The sequence below is a fragment of the Neobacillus rhizosphaerae genome (assembly GCF_050477885.1).
GTDB classification, from domain to species: Bacteria; Bacillota; Bacilli; order Bacillales; family Cytobacillaceae; genus Neobacillus; species Neobacillus rhizosphaerae_A.
Genome location: NZ_JBCNAC010000074.1, coordinates 1 through 17,498, shown reverse-complemented (window position 1 = coordinate 17,498; position 17,498 = coordinate 1). Strand labels below are relative to the sequence as shown.

General features: G+C 41.0%; 13 protein-coding genes and 1 pseudogene. 9 read left to right on the top strand and 5 right to left on the bottom strand.

The genetic code is table 11. From position 1 onward, the window contains the following. Positions 1-164: 164 nt before the first annotated feature. Positions 165-887 (bottom strand): CAP domain-containing protein, encoded by a 723-nt coding sequence (locus tag ABES03_RS09750; RefSeq protein ID WP_430117099.1) that lies wholly within the window; start codon positions 885-887, stop codon positions 165-167. 433 nt (positions 888-1,320) lie between these two features. Between ABES03_RS09750 and ABES03_RS09745 the strand changes: the two genes are divergently transcribed. The 8 genes and pseudogenes from ABES03_RS09745 to ABES03_RS09710 all read left to right on the top strand — a co-directional run bounded on the left by ABES03_RS09745 (position 1,321) and on the right by ABES03_RS09710 (position 12,090). Next, positions 1,321-2,382, top strand: a complete 1,062-nt coding sequence (locus ABES03_RS09745) for a two-component system sensor histidine kinase NtrB (RefSeq protein ID WP_430117098.1) — start codon at positions 1,321-1,323, stop codon at positions 2,380-2,382. Positions 2,383-2,459: 77 nt separating this feature from the next. Further along, a complete protein-coding gene (locus ABES03_RS09740; RefSeq protein ID WP_430117097.1) occupies positions 2,460-2,930 on the top strand; it encodes a hypothetical protein in 471 nt (156 codons plus the stop codon). Positions 2,931-3,053: 123 nt separating this feature from the next. Then, positions 3,054-4,004, top strand: a complete 951-nt coding sequence (locus ABES03_RS09735; RefSeq protein WP_430117096.1) for a ribose-phosphate diphosphokinase — start codon at positions 3,054-3,056, stop codon at positions 4,002-4,004. A gap of 349 nt (positions 4,005-4,353) precedes the next feature. Continuing rightward, the gene (proC, locus tag ABES03_RS09730; protein ID WP_430117095.1) at positions 4,354-5,214 is read left to right on the top strand and encodes a pyrroline-5-carboxylate reductase; all 861 of its coding nucleotides are present in this window, start codon (positions 4,354-4,356) and stop codon (positions 5,212-5,214) included. Positions 5,215-5,246: 32 nt separating this feature from the next. Next, positions 5,247-6,074: pseudogene (proB, locus tag ABES03_RS09725) on the top strand (glutamate 5-kinase); the annotation flags it as partial. 22 nt (positions 6,075-6,096) lie between these two features. Further along, positions 6,097-7,359, top strand: coding sequence for a glutamate-5-semialdehyde dehydrogenase (locus tag ABES03_RS09720; protein ID WP_430117094.1), 1,263 nt, complete (start codon positions 6,097-6,099; stop codon positions 7,357-7,359). A gap of 132 nt (positions 7,360-7,491) precedes the next feature. Then, positions 7,492-8,964 carry a sodium/proline symporter PutP gene (gene putP / locus ABES03_RS09715; protein ID WP_430117093.1) on the top strand — a complete coding sequence of 491 codons (1,473 nt, stop codon included), beginning with the start codon at positions 7,492-7,494 and terminating at the stop codon, positions 8,962-8,964. 204 nt (positions 8,965-9,168) lie between these two features. Then, positions 9,169-12,090, top strand: coding sequence for an EAL domain-containing protein (locus ABES03_RS09710; RefSeq protein WP_430117092.1), 2,922 nt, complete (start codon positions 9,169-9,171; stop codon positions 12,088-12,090). A 70-nt stretch (positions 12,091-12,160) separates the two neighbouring features. Here ABES03_RS09710 and ABES03_RS09705 read toward each other — a convergent pair whose 3' ends face one another. The 4 genes from ABES03_RS09705 to proV form a co-directional block, all read right to left on the bottom strand. Continuing rightward, the gene (locus tag ABES03_RS09705) at positions 12,161-13,462 is read right to left on the bottom strand and encodes an NCS2 family permease (RefSeq protein ID WP_430117091.1); all 1,302 of its coding nucleotides are present in this window, start codon (positions 13,460-13,462) and stop codon (positions 12,161-12,163) included. A gap of 222 nt (positions 13,463-13,684) precedes the next feature. Beyond that, positions 13,685-14,578, bottom strand: coding sequence for a glycine betaine ABC transporter substrate-binding protein (locus tag ABES03_RS09700; protein WP_430117090.1), 894 nt, complete (start codon positions 14,576-14,578; stop codon positions 13,685-13,687). Further along, positions 14,578-15,429: an ABC transporter permease gene (locus ABES03_RS09695; protein ID WP_430117089.1), complete on the bottom strand. Its 852-nt coding sequence runs from the start codon at positions 15,427-15,429 to the stop codon at positions 14,578-14,580. Before ABES03_RS09695 ends, ABES03_RS09700 begins: the two co-directional genes overlap by 1 nt. Further along, on the bottom strand, positions 15,399-16,685 hold the full coding sequence (proV, locus tag ABES03_RS09690) for a glycine betaine/L-proline ABC transporter ATP-binding protein ProV (RefSeq protein ID WP_430117088.1): 1,287 nt from the start codon (positions 16,683-16,685) through the stop codon (positions 15,399-15,401). Before proV ends, ABES03_RS09695 begins: the two co-directional genes overlap by 31 nt. 257 nt (positions 16,686-16,942) lie before the next feature. Here proV and ABES03_RS09685 point away from each other — a divergent pair, with 257 nt between their 5' ends. Next, entirely contained in the window at positions 16,943-17,479 is a 537-nt protein-coding gene (locus ABES03_RS09685; RefSeq protein WP_430117087.1) for a GbsR/MarR family transcriptional regulator, read from the top strand. Positions 17,480-17,498: the final 19 nt, after the last annotated feature.

Below are 17,498 nucleotides of genomic sequence, written 5' to 3'. Positions count from 1 at the left end.
CGAAGAAGGTGGAAAAAGGACCAATGGGTAACGTAGAAGGGGCCTAGGTGCACGAAGACGAAGCTAAAAACAGAAAACGGTCGCGTAGAAAGTCTCTACGCGACCAATTAGTTGAAGAACAACAGCAATCCGTCAAATTTACCAACGGGCTGTTTTCGCTTTTCCTATTTACCAATAAACTCCTGAGTCCAATAATTTCCATCAGCTACATAACCAACCCCGATATAGGTAAAGTTTGGGCTTAAGATATTTTTGCGGTGACCTTCACTGTTCATCCAAGCCGTCACTACTTCTTCAGGCGTTCGTTGTCCCATCGCAATATTCTCACCAGCATAACGGTAAGTAATGCCATATTTCTTCATCATGTCAAAGGGCGAACCGTAGGCTGGGCTAGTATGGCTAAAGTAGTGATTGGTAGACATGTCTTGTGATTTATCGCGAGCCATTTTGCTTAGCGTTAAATCTACTTTTAGCGCAGGTAACCCATTCTTCGCACGTTCTTGATTCGTTAAATCAACCACTTTCTGCTCATAGGCACTTAAACTATAAGTAGATTGCGATGTAGTGGTGGTCTCTGCAGGTGCAGGCTCTTGCTGTACCGGTGTAGTTGAGGCCGGAGTTGTCTGCTCCGTTGTTGGTGCAGGTGCAGGTGCAGGTGCTGGAGTTGCCGCAGGCTGCTTCACCGTGTTTTGAGAAACCGTCATCCCAAGATTTGCTAAATATTTTTCAATGATACTATTAATCTCATCCATGTTTGATGCATTATACACATATACCTTTTCTTGTGTTGTAGGCGTAAATGTTGCAGCATGTGCTTTATTTAAAATAGGATTTGCCATTACTACGGCAGCCCCCGCAGCTACCGTTAACATTGCTTTTTTCTTCAACATACTAACATCCTCCTTAGGTTGAAAAACTGCTGTGAACTTAACAGCAACAGCATACCATATGATTTTTGTCATATTTCAGGAAGGATTTAACAGTACTGAATGAAAGATGGAACTGTTTATAAGCTATTATCCTAAAAAGGCATATTTGCTAGAACTCTTATCAATTCTGTAATTCAAAAAAAGCATTCTTTAGTTCTACTATTTATTTTAAATAATACCAATTATTGTTTAGGTAAAAGGGGTTGACAGCTTTCGCAATGGAGATCCTACTTTACAAATATTTCAGAAAAAAGTCGAAAATTAAGCGAAGTTTACTAGGGTGATTTGAACTAAATTTTGGTTCCTTGGGATGTAAGTGGAAGGATCATCCATTAGACTTTACTAATATAGTAAAATTCGATAAATTTATAGTAGAAAAGGGGGATGGAACGTGGTGGACAGCATGACGGAGGAAGCATATATTTTTGACTTTCAGCAAATAATCGAAGGAAGTCTGGATTCTAACATCATCCTAGATGACAGAACAGTTGTCTACGCTAATGAGGCGAGCGTTGGCTTATTGGGCCTAGAGAATAAAGCGAACATTGTTGGAAAAAGCTTTGACCTATTTTTATATCCTGAGTTTCATCCAATTTGTAAAGAGCGACTGCGTTACGTGAGAGAGAACAATGGTGTTGCACCTTTAATGGAACAAAAGATGATTCGATTAGATGGAACGATTATTGACGTTGAAATTATGGCCATCCCCTATCATCATTATAATGATAAAATAATGGCGCAGGTGGTTATCCGGGATATAACGGAAAAAAAGCAAGCGCAACAGCTCATGATGCAGACGGAAAAGCTGTCTCTGATCGGTGAGCTTGCCTCCGGTATTGTTCATGACATTCGTAATCCTCTCACGTCGATTAAGGGATTTTTGCAGCTTTTAAAGACGGAAATTTCAAAAAATAATTATCTTGATATTATTACAACCGAAATACTACAGATTGAGAATATCGCTAATGAATTATTATATTTAGCCAAACCAAAAGAGACCTGTTTTAAGCTGGAGCCGATTGCGGAGATTATCAATGAATCTGTCGCTTTATTTAGCAGTGAGGCGTTTAAACGGAAAATACATATACAATTTGTAAAAGAAAAGTATCATCATCTACATATTCTGGGAGATAAAGTTCAATTAAAACAAGTGTTTGTGAATCTCATTAAAAATTCAATTGAAGCGATTAAGCAAGCAGGAGAAATAAAGATTGAGTTAAAACAAGATTACGAAAACCTAAACATTCTTATTAAGGATAATGGCGCGGGTATTCCTCAAGAACATATCTCAAAAATAGGTCAGTCTTTTTTTACCGATAAGACAGAAGGAACAGGGCTTGGATTAATGATGACACATACGATCATCTCTAATCACATGGGGAGAATGATCGTTGAAAGTGAAGAGGGCCAAGGTTCGGTTTTTACCATTCAACTGCCTCTACAGGAAGCTTGATAAAGTTAAGCTACTATTTGCACATGGTGGGACATATTCTTTGTTAAAAAGAGAGAAAATAAAGGAGAGTATGCACCATGCGGAGAAGAACAGCTTCATTCAAAAGAATCCTAAGCGGCATTCTGGTACTTGCAGGTATTTTTGCTGTTTTTTTATTCCTACGGTCAGCCTTCTCCTCGTCAAGTGATGAGGTGAGAGAAGTGGTCGATGAATTTTATAGCTATGAAAAGGAAGGGGATTTTGCGAACTCCTGGGCGTTATTTCATTCCTCGATGAAGAAAAAATTCAGCAAGGGAAACTACATTCAAGACCGGGCCCACGTGTTTATGAACCATTTTGGGGTCGAGACTTTTTCTTATACGATCGGGGAGCTTGAGGAATTGAAGGACTGGAAAATGTCCAAGACAGGTCCTTCCCTGAAAAATGTGTATAAAGCCCCTGTCACTCAAACCTACAAAGGTAAATACGGGAATTTCGACCTGAAACAAGAGGTGTTTGTGACCGAGGAAAAAGGGAAATGGACGATTCTTTGGGATTATAACCAATAGCGTTGAATATGTGGTACATATTGTCAGCATAATAATAGGATAAACATTTTAACCCTCTAAACGATTATGGTAAGATAGGATAGGACTAATGTTCAAATCATGAAGACAGCTGGAGGACTTACAGTGGCTTATCAAACAAAAGAATGTTTTAAAATGTTTACGTTAAATTCTAATCGTAAGCTTGCAGAAGAGATGGCGCAGATTCTAAGTTGTGAGTTAGGAAGAAGCTCTGTATCTCGTTTTAGTGATGGTGAAATTCATATTAACATAGAAGAGAGTGTTCGTGGAAGTGAAGTGTACTTAGTGCAATCGACTTCACAGCCAGGGAATGAATATATTATGGAGCTCCTAATCATGATTGATGCATTGAAAAGAGCTTCGGCAAAGGCAATTAATGTAGTCATTCCATATTATGGGTATGCTCGCCAAGACAGAAAGGCACGTTCACGTGAACCAATTACAGCTAAACTGATTGCCAATCTTTTAGAAAGAGCTGGTGCCACAAGGGTCTTAACGATGGACCTGCATGCCCCACAAATCCAAGGTTTCTTTGATATCCCTGTTGATCAGCTTATAGGTGTTCCGATTTTAGCGGATTACTTTGAAAAGAAGGGATTAGAGGATGTGGTGATTGTTGCTCCTGATAATGGCGGGGTAACGAGAGCGAGAAAGTTGGCAAGCCGCTTACATGCGCCGATTGCTTTTGTTGATAAGCGCCGTCCGAAACCTAACGTGGCGGAAATCATGAATATTGTCGGAAATATCGAAGGGAAAAATGCGATCCTTATTGACGACTTAATCGATACGGCTGGGACGATTACGCTTGCAGCGCAAGGGTTAATGGAAAAAGGAGCAAAAGCTGTCTATGCTTGCTGTACACACCCTGTTCTTTCTGGACCGGCTGTCAGCCGAATTGAAGCTTCGCCCATTAAAGAGTTGGTTGTGACGAATACGATTGAGCTGCCTGAAGAGAAAATGATCAATAAGATTACGTCATTATCGGTTGCTCCATTGCTCGCAGAAGCCATTGACCGAATTCACAATGAAAAACCAGTAAGTCCTTTATTTGAATAAGAACGGCTTGTACTATCCAATTCCTAACTTTTAGGGGTTGGATTTTTTTTTGTTTTAGAGGGGAACAAGGAGTTGTTTTTGGAAAAAATTCGAAGTGTAAATACGCTATTTTTGATTGCACTCTGTGTGATTTTTAATTAAAAAAATCACGAAATTCAGGGATTAGAGGCTAAATTCGGGCGTGAGGGCTGATTTTCGTAAAACGACAGGTGGTATATTGCCAGATGCTCACTAATTGAGTCAAATACACATAAATTTCCTTTTTTCCCTTGATATTGATTCTCCACATGTTAGTATTGGGGCAGTGAGAAAAATAAGAACAAAATACGAACAACCAGGGAGAGATTGCATGTTAGATAAAAAATCAATTCTATTTATCGGTGCCGGGTCGATGGCTGAAGCTATGATAGCAGGCATTGTTTCTGCAGAGAAAATACCATCTCAGCAACTTATTGTTTCCAATCGAAGCAACACAGACCGATTAGAAGAACTACAAGAAAATTACGGGATTATCGGGGTTCCTCGAGAACATCTAGACATAGGGCAAGCGGATATCATCGTCCTCGCAATGAAACCAAAAGATGCAGCAACCTCCTTACAATCTATCAAACACTCACTTAAGCCTAATCAACTGATCTTGTCTGTTTTAGCTGGTGTCACAACATCCTTTATCGAACAAATTGTTCCTGCAGGCCAACAGGTCATCCGGGTCATGCCCAATACTTCAAGCATGATTGGGGAATCGGCAACAGCGATATCCGCAGGGAAACATACCTCTAAACACAATCTTTTATTATCCAAAGAACTACTTCAATGCATCGGAGAAGTGTACGTCCTTCCTGAAGGGAAGATGGATATTTTTACAGGTATTGCTGGCAGTGGCCCCGCCTATTTTTATTACCTTATGGAGCACATGGAAAAAGAAGGGCAGAAAGCGGGATTACAGCCAGAAACAGCACGGCGTATGATCGCACAAACCATTCTTGGCGCAGCCAAAATGATTCAGGAACAAGAGGAGCCGCCGGCTATGTTACGAGATAATGTGACCTCACCCAACGGAACGACAGCAGCTGGCCTAAAGGCATTGAAAGAGCAAGGGGGCGGAAAGGCAATTGCTCAAGCGATTCAACAGGCAGCCTCCCGTTCAAAGGAAATCAGTGCAGAATTAGAACAATCCATAAAGACTGTTTATCAAACAAAAGCGATGTAAATCCAACAAACTAGAGATAATGGAGTGATTTGATGATTCCGACCCCTCAGCAACCGCAGCGGGTAATAATAAAAATAGGCAGCAGTTCGTTAACGAGCCGCCACGGTGAAATTAGTCGGAGAAAGCTTGAAAAATTAGCAGATGAAATTGTGTGTTTAAAGGACCTTGGCTATGAGGTTATTCTCGTATCATCCGGTGCTGTTGCCGCTGGGTATCGAAAACTGGGCTGCTTACAACGGCCGGATACGTTACCGGAAAAACAAGCAGCTGCTTCGATTGGTCAAGGATTACTGATGGAATCCTACTCAGAACTATTTTTATCCCACGGGTATGTAGCGGCTCAAATTTTAATCACGAGAAGTGACTTCCTAGATGAGGACCGTTACAAAAATGTTCGGAATACCTTGAACGTGTTATTAGAACGGGGCATGATTCCGATTGTTAATGAGAATGATACGGTAACGATTGACCGGTTAAAGTTTGGTGACAATGACACACTCTCTGCAAAGGTTGCGGGATTAGTAGATGCTGACCAGCTGGTGATTCTATCAGATATCGATGGCCTATACAATGCCAATCCGACCAACAATCCACGTGCGAAGCGACTGGAGGTTGTTACGGAGATTACTCCTGAAATTGAGCAGGCAGCAGGTGATTCGGGCAGTTTTGTTGGAACTGGTGGAATGAAATCCAAAATTGAGGCCGTTAAAATGGCGATGACCTTTGGTATTACCACCTTTTTGGGCCATGCAGCCCACAAATATGTAGTCAGAGACGCGGTGCTGGGAAGAGCAAAAGGAACGTATTTTAAAGGTAGCACACCTTCCATCAGCCTTAACCAAAAAGAAAAATGGATGGCGCTAAGATAAAAGGAGGAATTAGATGTCACCTATAAAAGAAAGTTTAACTGTTGAAGCACAGGCCATTTTGGCAAAAAAAGCAGCTAAATATGTGGGACTTTTATCAACCGAAGAGAAAAACAAGGCCCTACATAAGCTAGCTGACATGTTAGAAGCCAAATACCCATTCATCCTTAGGGAGAATGAAAAGGATGTGTTCAAAGGGCGGGAAAAAGGATACAGTGAAGCATTCTTGGATCGATTGTCCTTAACGAAAGAGCGGATTTTTGATTTTGCTAACGGGTTACGAGAAGTGGCTGAATTAGAGGATCCGACGGGAAAAGTTTTATCTAATCGAACCTTGGAAAATGGCTTACAAGTGGAGAAGGTGACAGTTCCATTAGGTGTCATCGGAATGATTTATGAGGCAAGGCCGAATGTAACTGTCGACGCCACGGGCTTGGCATTAAAAGCTGGGAATGCGATTATTCTGAAGGGTGGCTCCTCTGCGATTCAGTCCAACAAAGCGATTGTCAAAGTGATGCACAAGGCTCTTCTGGAGACCAACATCCCAAAAGAAGCGGTTCAATTTATTGAAAGTACCGACCGGGCAGCGGCACAGCAGCTATTTACTATGAAGGAACATATTGATGTGCTAATTCCTCGCGGAGGTGGTTCTTTAATCAGTGCGGTGGTGAACCAAGCTACAGTCCCAGTACTAGAAACCGGGGTAGGAAACTGTCATCTTTACATCGATGCCGAAGCGAATCCTGATAAAGCACTCTCTGTGTTGGTCAATGCCAAAACGGATCGTCCGGCCGTTTGCAATGCCATAGAAACGGTCCTTATTCACCGGGCCTGGCTTACTGAGCATAAAGAGGAACTCATCCAAACGTTAGAGGAGAACGTAATCAAGGTCCATGGGGATGAAGCCGCAATTGCAGTCATTCCTCATGCCGTGCCAGCGGAGGAAGAGGATTGGGCGAATGAGTATTTGAGTCTAGATATAGCTATGAAGGTGGTTGATCATGTGGATGAGGCCATTGCTCATATCGACCGATATGGAACCAAACACTCTGAAGCGATTATGACAGAAAACGTGCAAACAGCACACCGTTTCATGAAACTAGTGGATGCTTCCGCCCTTTATCATAATGCGTCAACGAGGTTTACGGATGGCAGTGCACTGGGGCTAGGGGCAGAAATAGGTATCTCCACTCAAAAGCTGCATGCAAGAGGGCCAATGGGGCTGGAGGCTTTAACAACCATCAAATATATCATGAGTGGTAATGGGCACATCAGATAGAAACTTAAAGGAGGTGAGAAACATGGAATTCGCACTAACAGAAGCTACTTGGGCGTGGATAATGGTTCCTATGCCATTGCTAGTTGTTTTATCAGTTATTTCTTATTTAATAGAAAGGGAGAGGATTCATACATGAGTATAAGCGTACCTACGTTAACATCAATCATGGTTTATTTAATTGGAATGTGGATTATTGGTTATGTCGCTGCCAAAATGACGAAAAACTTAACAGATTATGTACTCGGCGGCAGAAGATTGAGTGCAGGAGTGGCGGCATTAAGTGCAGGATCATCTGATATGAGTGGATGGTTAATGCTTGGTCTTCCTGGTGCGGTCTATGTCAGTGGGTTCGGTTCGATTTGGCTTCCCATTGGATTAGCAATTGGTGCCTATCTTAACTGGCAATTTATCGCGAAACCACTTCGAGTGTATACAAAAGTGGCAAGTGATTCAATTACCGTTCCCGATTTCTTTGAAAATCGCTTCCACGATTCGTCGAAAGTCCTTCGCGTCGTATCTGCCATTGTCATTCTTGTCTTTTTTACTTTCTATACTTCCTCCAGTTTGGTTGGTGGCGCGATTCTACTAGAAAAATCATTCGGAGTTGATTATATTCTTGCTCTTTGGATTGGAGCAGGTGTTATCCTTTCATATACCTTCTTTGGAGGATTTTTAGCAGCAAGCTGGACCGATTTTTTCCAAGGTATCTTAATGTTCTTAGCCCTTATTGTGATCCCTATTGTTGCTATACAAGAGCTTGGCGGCTGGCACGAAACGGTTCAAAAAATCGGAAGCATTGACACTTCGTATCTCAATGTGTACTCAGGTGCAACAACCGTTGGGGTCATTTCCCTATTAGCGTGGGGACTCGGTTACTTTGGTCAGCCACATATTATTGTTCGTTTTATGGGCATTAAATCAACGAAAGAAATTCCTAAGGCTCGTCTAATTGGAATGGGCTGGATGATTGTTTCTTTATTTGGTGCCATGTTCATTGGGTTTGCGGGAATTGCTTATTTTGCTAATGCACCACTTAAAAATTCAGAGACAGTCTTCATCATGTTTTCACAGGTTCTCTTTAATCCATGGGTAGCTGGATTTTTACTTGCAGCCATTCTCTCAGCAATCATGAGTACAGTAGATTCACAATTACTCGTTTCTTCCAGTGCGTTAGCACAAGATTTTTATAAATCTATTTTCAGAAGAGACGCTTCCAAAAAGGAAGAAATGATTGTTGGCAGAATTGCTGTTCTGGGTATCGCAGTCATCGCGATCTTTTTAGGCTATAACCCTGAAAGCAAGGTATTAGAGCTAGTAAGTTATGCCTGGGCTGGTTTTGGCGCAGCGTTTGGACCGGTTATTATTTTGAGCTTGTTCTGGAAACGCATGACCCGAAATGGAGCACTGGCTGGAATCATTGTCGGAGCACTCACTGTGATTGTCTGGGCACAGCTATCTGGAGGTCTGTTCGATGTGTATGAATTAGCTCCAGGATTCTTGTTCGGCGGACTCGCAATCATTATCGTTAGTCTCCTTGGTCGCGCTCCATCCCTTAAAGTTCAAGAGGAATTTAGAGCCTATCGTGCGAAGGTGAAGGAAGCATAATGAATAGTTTGAGACTGACTCATTCGGGTCAGTCTTTTTAAATGGAAGAAATTTTACAGTGAGTCACCAGGGATTTGATGGTATATTGAACCATATATAATTGGAAACTTGAGGTGGGTCTACTTGGTAACTGTTGTACTTCTTTGTGTTTTATTGATCTTAATTATCATAACAGGTAGCATCTATGTTTGTTGGAGAATCCTTATGCATCAGAAAGAACGTAAGCAAACGGAAGCCAAGTTAATAGAAAGTGAAGACCGTTATCGAAGCTTGGTTGAGCTGTCACCTAAAGGCATACTAGTGTATCAAGAAAATATAATTGTTTACGCCAACTCAGCAGCTTTGAGCTTGTTTAAATCGTCTGAAGAAAATGAACTATTAGGGAAATCACTTCTTGAATTGGTGCATCCTGAAAGTAAGGAAGAGTTGATTAGCAATTTACAAAAAGTACTTAACGGTGAATTTGTTGCACTCCATGAATATAAATTTAATGCGATGAACGGTGAGACCATTTTTGTAGAGGCAGTTGGTTCAACGATTAGATTTAATGGGAAACCGGCCTTAATGGCAATTGGTAGTGATATCACCGAAAAGAAGTGCTTACAGGAACAGTTGAATATCAATGAGCAGCGGTATAAATCCTTATTTGAATATCATTCAGATGCTGTTTATAGTTTTGATTTAGATGGGAAATTTACTAGTGCCAACAAAGCATGTGAGACGATTTCAGGGTACAGCCTCGAAGACCTCATCAACAAGAAATTTACTGACTTCATTTTTGTGGATGATTTAGAAAGAACAATAAACATTTTTGAGGCCACCTTTAAAAACGGTGGAAGCCCTCAAAATCATAATATTAGACTGAACCATAAAAACGGAAAAATGATTCATCTAAATGTGACCAGTGTCCCAATTATAGTGGATGAACAGGTTGTAGGGGTTTACGGTATTGCAAAGGATATCACGGCGCAAATCAAGAACCAAGACATGATTCAGCATTTGGCCTACCATGATTACTTAACGGGTCTACCAAATAGAAATCTTCTAGATAATCATCTATCCAAGGAACTTGATTTAACCGCTTATCAGAATCGAAAGCTTGCGATATTATTTATTGACCTTGACCGTTTTAAAGCAATCAACGACACTTTCGGTCACTCAGTGGGTGATTTGTTATTAAAAGAAGTGGCAAAGCGATTAAAATCCTCTGTCCTTGAAAAAGATCAGGTTTTCAGACAGGGTGGAGATGAGTTTATTGTTATTTTACACGATGCTGACCGACCGATTGCGGAAAAGGTAGCGGTTCGAATTCTTTCGGTTCTAGCTTCACCATTTAATTTAAACCAAAGTGATTTATTTATATCTCCGAGTATTGGTATTAGTCTCTATCAAGAAGATGGAGAATCAATGGAAACACTGATCAAGCATGCAGATTTTGCTATGTACCAAGCGAAAAAGGCAGGGAAAAATACGTTTCGCTTTTATTCAAATAAAGAAACAGTGGATGACATCAATCCCCTCCTTATGGAAATGGATTTGCATAAGGCCATTGAACGGGAAGAGTTTATTTTACATTATCAGCCAAAAATCAATTTGAAAACGGGCAAAGTAATTGGTGCCGAAGCACTGATTCGTTGGAACCACCCTAAGCGGGGAATGATTCCGCCTTCACAGTTTATCCCCATTGCAGAAGAGACAGGATTAATCATCCCAATTGGTGAATGGGTTCTTCAGGAGGCATGTATGCAGCAAAAGATATGGATGGACCAGGGATTATCCAATATGGTCATCTGTGTAAATTTATCTGCTCGCCAATTCTCGCAATGTCAAATTGTAAAGACTGTCAAAAAGGTTTTGGAACATACAGGATTAGAGCCTCAGTATTTAGAGCTTGAAATAACAGAAAGTATGACGATGGATATTGAACGGACAATCGTCACATTACAGGAATTAAAGAAGCTCGGACTCTTAATTAGTATTGATGATTTTGGGACGGGATTTAGCTCATTAAATTATTTAAAACAGTTTCCCGTGGATACATTAAAGATTGATCAATCCTTCGTGCGCGAACTATACAATCAAACGAATGACGAAACCATAGTCAAAACAATTATCTCTATGGCCCATACCTTACAATTGAATGTCGTTGCAGAAGGAATTGAATCAAGAGAGCAGTTGGTGTTTTTGCAGCAGCATCTTTGTGACACGGCACAAGGTTATTTCTTTAGTGAGCCCCTGCCAGCAACAGACTGGAATCAGGCATTTTTTAATAAGATGGAAGAAATTGTAGGTACTTTCGGCATTTCGCAAGATACTACTAAGCGAATGTGGATGGAAGAAACCGTCAGGATTGCCCGTCAGGAATTAAAGGATACCCTTCGGAGGCAGCAGGGATTGACGATAAAATATAAAAATATTGATGGTAAGTTTGTTCATACCTTGTGTGACGGAGAATTATTGTATCGCTTTGGTTTGATTCCAGAGCAGGTAATCGGTAAAGAACTGCATGAATTCATCCCTGCCCACCTTGCTCAGAAAAAGCTCACTTTCTATCAAAAAGCTTGGGAGGGTGAAGAGAATATCACCTATGAGGCAAAAATAAATGGAATCTATTATATGGCTGCGTTAAGTCCATTAAAAAAACGTGGAAAAGTGGTAGAGGTCATTGTTTCGTGCAGTGATATTACGAATCTCAAGGAAACCGAGAAAGCGTTAAGGGAAAGCCAAGAGATGTACCAGCTGGTGGCTGAAAATATGACGGATCTAATCACAATTTTCGATTTGCGGGGAAAAATCAAGTATGCTTCCCCTTCTCACCAATCGGTACTAGGATACCCATCTAGTTACTATGAAAACTATAACTCCTTCTCGAACCTGCATCCTGAAGATCAGTCACTTTACAAACGTACCTTTATAAGCACAATTCGGAGCAAACAACCTTGCCAAATTCAATATCGCATAGCTACACATGAAGGTGGATGGAAGCTTTTTAATGTAAAACTGACCCCGGTGTTGAACAATAGCGGCGAGGTCATCCATGTAATTGGAGTAGCCAAAGACCTTTCGAGTACTTTAAAACTAGAAGAATTAACAGGACAACCTTTATCTATAAGAAATGCGGACTGATTTTTCTAATGACTACTAAAAGGCTGACATCCTCTCAGATGTCAGCCTCTTTTGTTTCTTTATATGGGTATTAATGTGGTAAAAATGCCAGTTGATAAAAGAAGAGTACAGCGAATACGTAAAGGAGAGGATGAACCTCACGTCCCTTACCTTTGACTACTTTTAATAGCGGATAGCTGATAAAACCAAGAGCAATTCCTGTCGCAATACTTGATGTGAGCGGCATGCTCAAAATCGTCAAGAAAGCAGGAAAGGCTTCGTCTAGTTCGTTCCAGCGAATTTTTGAAATACTACCCATCATCAAGCTGCCGACAATAATTAAAGCAGGTGCTGTGATCGATGACAGCCCAGAAACGGCACCAACGAGTGGACCGAAGAAAGCAGATAGAATAAATAAAACGGCGACTGTCACAGAGGTTAAACCCGTTCGACCTCCGGCCGCAACTCCTGAAGTGGATTCAATATAAGCGGTTGTCGGGCTCGTCCCAAACATGGCACCGATTGTTGTGGCAATAGAATCAGACAGCAATGCTTGACGTGCCCGAGGCAATTTGTCGCCTTTCATTAATCCTGCTTGATTGGCAACTCCTATCATCGTACCAGTTGTATCGAAAATGGTAACAAGGATAAAGGAAAAAACAACGGCATATAAGCTGTGCTGAATAACATCAGTCAGTGCTGTCAATGGATTTGCGACCACTAGTCCTTCAGGAAGGGAAGGAAGCGACATAAATCCTTGATCGAAGTGTAACTGACCGGTAAAGAAAGCGATCAGCCCTGTAATCACCATTCCGAAAAATAATGCCCCGTTAATTCGCAGCATCATTAGAACGAGAGTGATGGCTAGGCCAAGAAGAGCCAACCAAGCGGACGGAGCATGCAGGTCGCCAAGTCCTACAAGATTGGTTGGGTGTGCGGTAATGATTTTTGAGAGACGCAGACCAATAAAAGCAATAAATAAACCGATTCCAGCTGTAATTCCATATTTGAGATTTTCTGGAATCGCTTCAATTAATTTTTCCCTTAATGGTGTAAGGGACAAAATAACAAAGATGACACCAGCGACAAAAACGGCTGCAAAGGCTGTTTCATAGTTGATGTTCTGATGCGCGCCTACTACGGAATAGGCAAAGTAGGCATTAAGACCCATTCCAGGTGCGATGGCAATCGGGTAGTTTGCGAAAAGGCCCATCCAAAGGGTTCCCAGCACAGCAGCGATAATAGTGGCGGTAAATACCTGCTCAAAGGGAACACCAGCATCCGCAAGAATGACCGGATTGACCACTACGATATATACCATGGTAAAGAAGGTTGTGATGCCTGCCAGTAGTTCTGTTTTTGTATTTGTTTGATTTTCTTTTAGCTTAAACATGAGGTTTCCTCCAAAACACGAACGTTATATTAAGACTTTATCTATATTATTCGTTTTACAGTTGTTTTTCAATAGGTATTTTTTATTTTATCCCATCCTCCTTCTATTATTCTTAGACAAGTTTTAATAGACAACCATTAAAAAAGAAGACCATCCCTGCTCCTAAACAAGGGATGGTCTTCTCTACCTACTATTCTGTACAACTTTTTTAACTAGGAAATTTTATTTCAAATCTTCAATGGAGTCAATGTCCATATAGGCTGGAACCACAAGGCCGAGTTTTGTCCCTTTTAGATTTTCACCTAAATCTTCAAACTTTCCTTTATACTTTTCATAGTAGTCTGCATGGGTAGAAGGTAACCAACCAGCTACATGAGCATCCAGGCTTCCATCAGCCACTCCCGTCCACATTGGACCGGCTTCTAATTGGGTAAGAGTGACTTTGTAGCCTAGCTCTGTTAAGACTTTACCAATCACATTCGTACTTGCGATTTCACTATCCCACGCTACATACCCAATGTTAATCTTGTCACCATTCACTTTATTGGCACCATTAGTCCATTCACTTACCTTATCCGAATTGTCCTTTACCCAATTGGCAGCTGCATCTTCAGGATCATCGCCATCAGCGATACTATTCATTACGGTATTCATGTCATCTGGTGTCCAATTAAATTGGTCAAGCACCTTATATGCGTCAGGCATATCAGCTTTTAGTCCATTTCTTACGATGGTATTGATTGTTTCCTCTTGACCAAAAACGCCTTTGGGATCATCTAAGTATTTTAAATCAAATTTTGCGAACATCCAATGTGGAGTCCATCCAGTAACAATAACAGGTTCTTTCTTGTCATATGCTTTTTTCAGGGTGGCTGTCATTGCAGCACTAGAGCCTTCAACAAGTTTCCAATCGTTTAACTCATATTCATCTAGGACTTTAGCAGTCGCCTTCATGAGTCCAGCACCAGGATCAATCCCGATGATTTTGTAATCTACACTGTCACTAACAGTGGTTTTCCCTTTGTTTTCCTTGTTACTAGCTTCATCTGATCCACATGCGGCCAGTCCAATTGTTAGTAATGCGGCTAATATTAACAACATCCATTTTTTCATCATTAAGCATTTCCTCCTTGTTTTTTGGATTTTCCTATATTTTGGGTGACCCGGTCCAGTATGATCGCAATCACGACGATTGAAAGCCCAGCTTCGAACCCTTTACCAATTTGGATTTGCGTAACCGCTCGGTATACATCGGCACCAAGACCTGGTGCACCAACCATAGAAGCAATAACAACCATGGAAAGAGCGAGCATGATACTTTGGTTTATTCCAGCCATAATTGTAGGCATGGCTAGTGGAAGTTGGACTTTAAGTAATCGTTGGCTTGTCGTCGAACCAAAGGCCTCCGTTGCTTCAATAATATCTGCGGGGACTTGTTGGATGCCGAGAATCGTTAACCTTATTGTTGGCGGCATGGCGAAAATAACAGAGGCTACGACGCCTGGTACCACTCCAATATTAAAGAAAAATATAGCAGGAATTAAGTATACAAAGGCAGGCATCGTTTGCATAAAGTCCAGAATAGGTGTCACGACCTGTTTGACCGTTTGCTTTTGTGAGGCCCAAATCCCCATAGGTATTCCTAGGACAATCGAAATGATTACGGCTGTTAACACTAGAGCTAGGGTCTGGAGCATGGGCTCCCAGTAGCCAAGATTAGCAATTAGGAATAAACCTATAAATGTGAAGATAGCGATTCCTTTATTTGAGACCTTCCAGGCAAGTAAGGTTAATAGAATAACAAATACATAGGAGGGAATAAAGCTGAATCCAAGAACCATTCCATCGACAATAGATTGAAGAACATTCGTTATACCATCAAACGCTACCTCCAAGTTCTCGGTTAACCAGTTAACGAAGACATCAACCCAATCAGCTACCGGGAGTTTTGGGAACCATTGTTCCATGTAATTTTCACCTCCTTGTTAACCTGGTCGGCTGCTACTTCAGCCTTGGCTCGGTTGAGGTCGTTAATGGCCTCATTATTGCCAGCAAGAGCACCAATGACGGCACCTCTTACAAGGATTCCATTCAGTCGGCTATGTTCATCTACAACCGCGACTGGAATGGATGCCGAAGAAACTTTATCAAATAAGTCAGTTAGCAGTGTATCAGGAGAGACTGTGGAAACTCCTGTCTGAAGAATGCTTAAAATACCTTCATTCCGATCAATGGCCTCTTTCGCATCTGAAGCCGTTATCGCCCCAAGTAATGTTTTCTTTCTATCCACGACATATATACTCGAAATTCCTAAATCTCTCATCATTTGCAGGGCAACCCGTGGACCTTTTTCGATCGAAACTGCTTCTGCACGTTTCATTACATGACCAGCCGTTAAAACTTTGGATAAGTCAACATCTTCTACGAATCTCTCAACATAGTCGTTTGATGGGTTCATGAGGATTTCTTCTGGTGTTCCTATTTGCACGATGGAACCATCTTTCATAAGTGCAATACGGTCGCCAATTCTGAGGGCCTCATCTAAATCATGGGTGATAAAGACAATCGTTTTTTTCATTGTCGACTGAAGTTCAAGGAGCTCATCCTGCATGTCTTTTCGAATCAGGGGGTCCAAGGCGCTAAAAGCTTCATCCATAAGTAAAATGTCAGATTCATTGGCTAATGCCCTAGCTAAACCTACTCTTTGCTGCATTCCACCACTTAATTGCTTAGGGTATTGGTGTTCATAACCTTCAAGTCCGACTAACTTTAAGGCATTCATGGCTTTGTCCATTCGTGTTTCTTTTGCTACTCCTTGGACTTCCAAACCGTACTCTGTATTTTCTAAGACAGTTCTATGTGGAAGGAGTGCAAATTTTTGAAAGACCATGCTGATCTTCTTTCTGCGAACTTCTCTAAGCTGCTCTTTGTTCATTTTAACTATATCCACACCGTCAATGAGTACTTGACCTGCTGTTGGATCAATAAGCCGATTGAGCATACGGACTAGGGTAGACTTCCCACTTCCTGATAAACCCATAATGACAAATATTTCTCCAGCTTCAACATCAAAGGTCGCTTGATTGACACCAACCGTTGCCCCTGTTTTCTTTAGAATGGATGTTTTGCTTTCTCCATCCTGTAGAAGCTGAAGGGCCTTTTTGGATTTTCCAAAGACTTTTGTTACGTTGCGAACACTAATTTTTTTATCATGTTTACTCATTCATTCACCTCAATTGCTGTTACAGAAGTAGTAGGACTTTTTAATTGTAGTTCTTTTTGGATAAAAAGGGCAAAGTTGGTAATTGGGCATATTCAGCCGTAAAGTACGTACAGAAAAAACTGTACGTACTGAATAAATAGTATTCTCAAAATTGCTCTATATTCCTCCATATTCCTACTTAAGAGCCTTCTTTACTTTTAAAATAAACATGATAGTCTTATTAAGAACATGTATACAAAATGGATGTGATATCAATAATGAATGGTGAAGAAAAATTAGAGCTGGCCCGTGAACGGGTGATTGAAGCGATTTCACAAAATATGAATTTATACGGGGTAACGGAATCCATTGGTCGATTATATGGAGCTTTGTATTTTCAGGAAGGCCCCCTAACACTAGATGATATGAAAGATGAGCTTGGGATGAGTAAAACTAGTATGAGTACCTCGGTCCGAAGTTTGTTAGAATTGAAAATGGTCGGAAAGGTATGGAAAAAGGGAGTTAGAAAGGATTTATATCAGGCTGAACCGGATTGGTATCAAACCTTCATTGATTTTTTTTCGATTAAATGGAGGACAGGGATTTCCATCAATGTGTCAGCAATGGAGAAGTCACTTACAGAATTACAATCCCTTACAGAGGATGACAATGTAGATTCTAAAATAAAAGAAGAAGCAATAATGGATATAGAAAAGCTAACTGGTGCAATTGAATATTACGATTGGCTCAACAGGCTAGTTGATAGCTTTGAATCAAAGGAAATTTTTCAATTTATTCCTAAAAAGAAAGAATAAATTTGGGGACAGTCCCCCG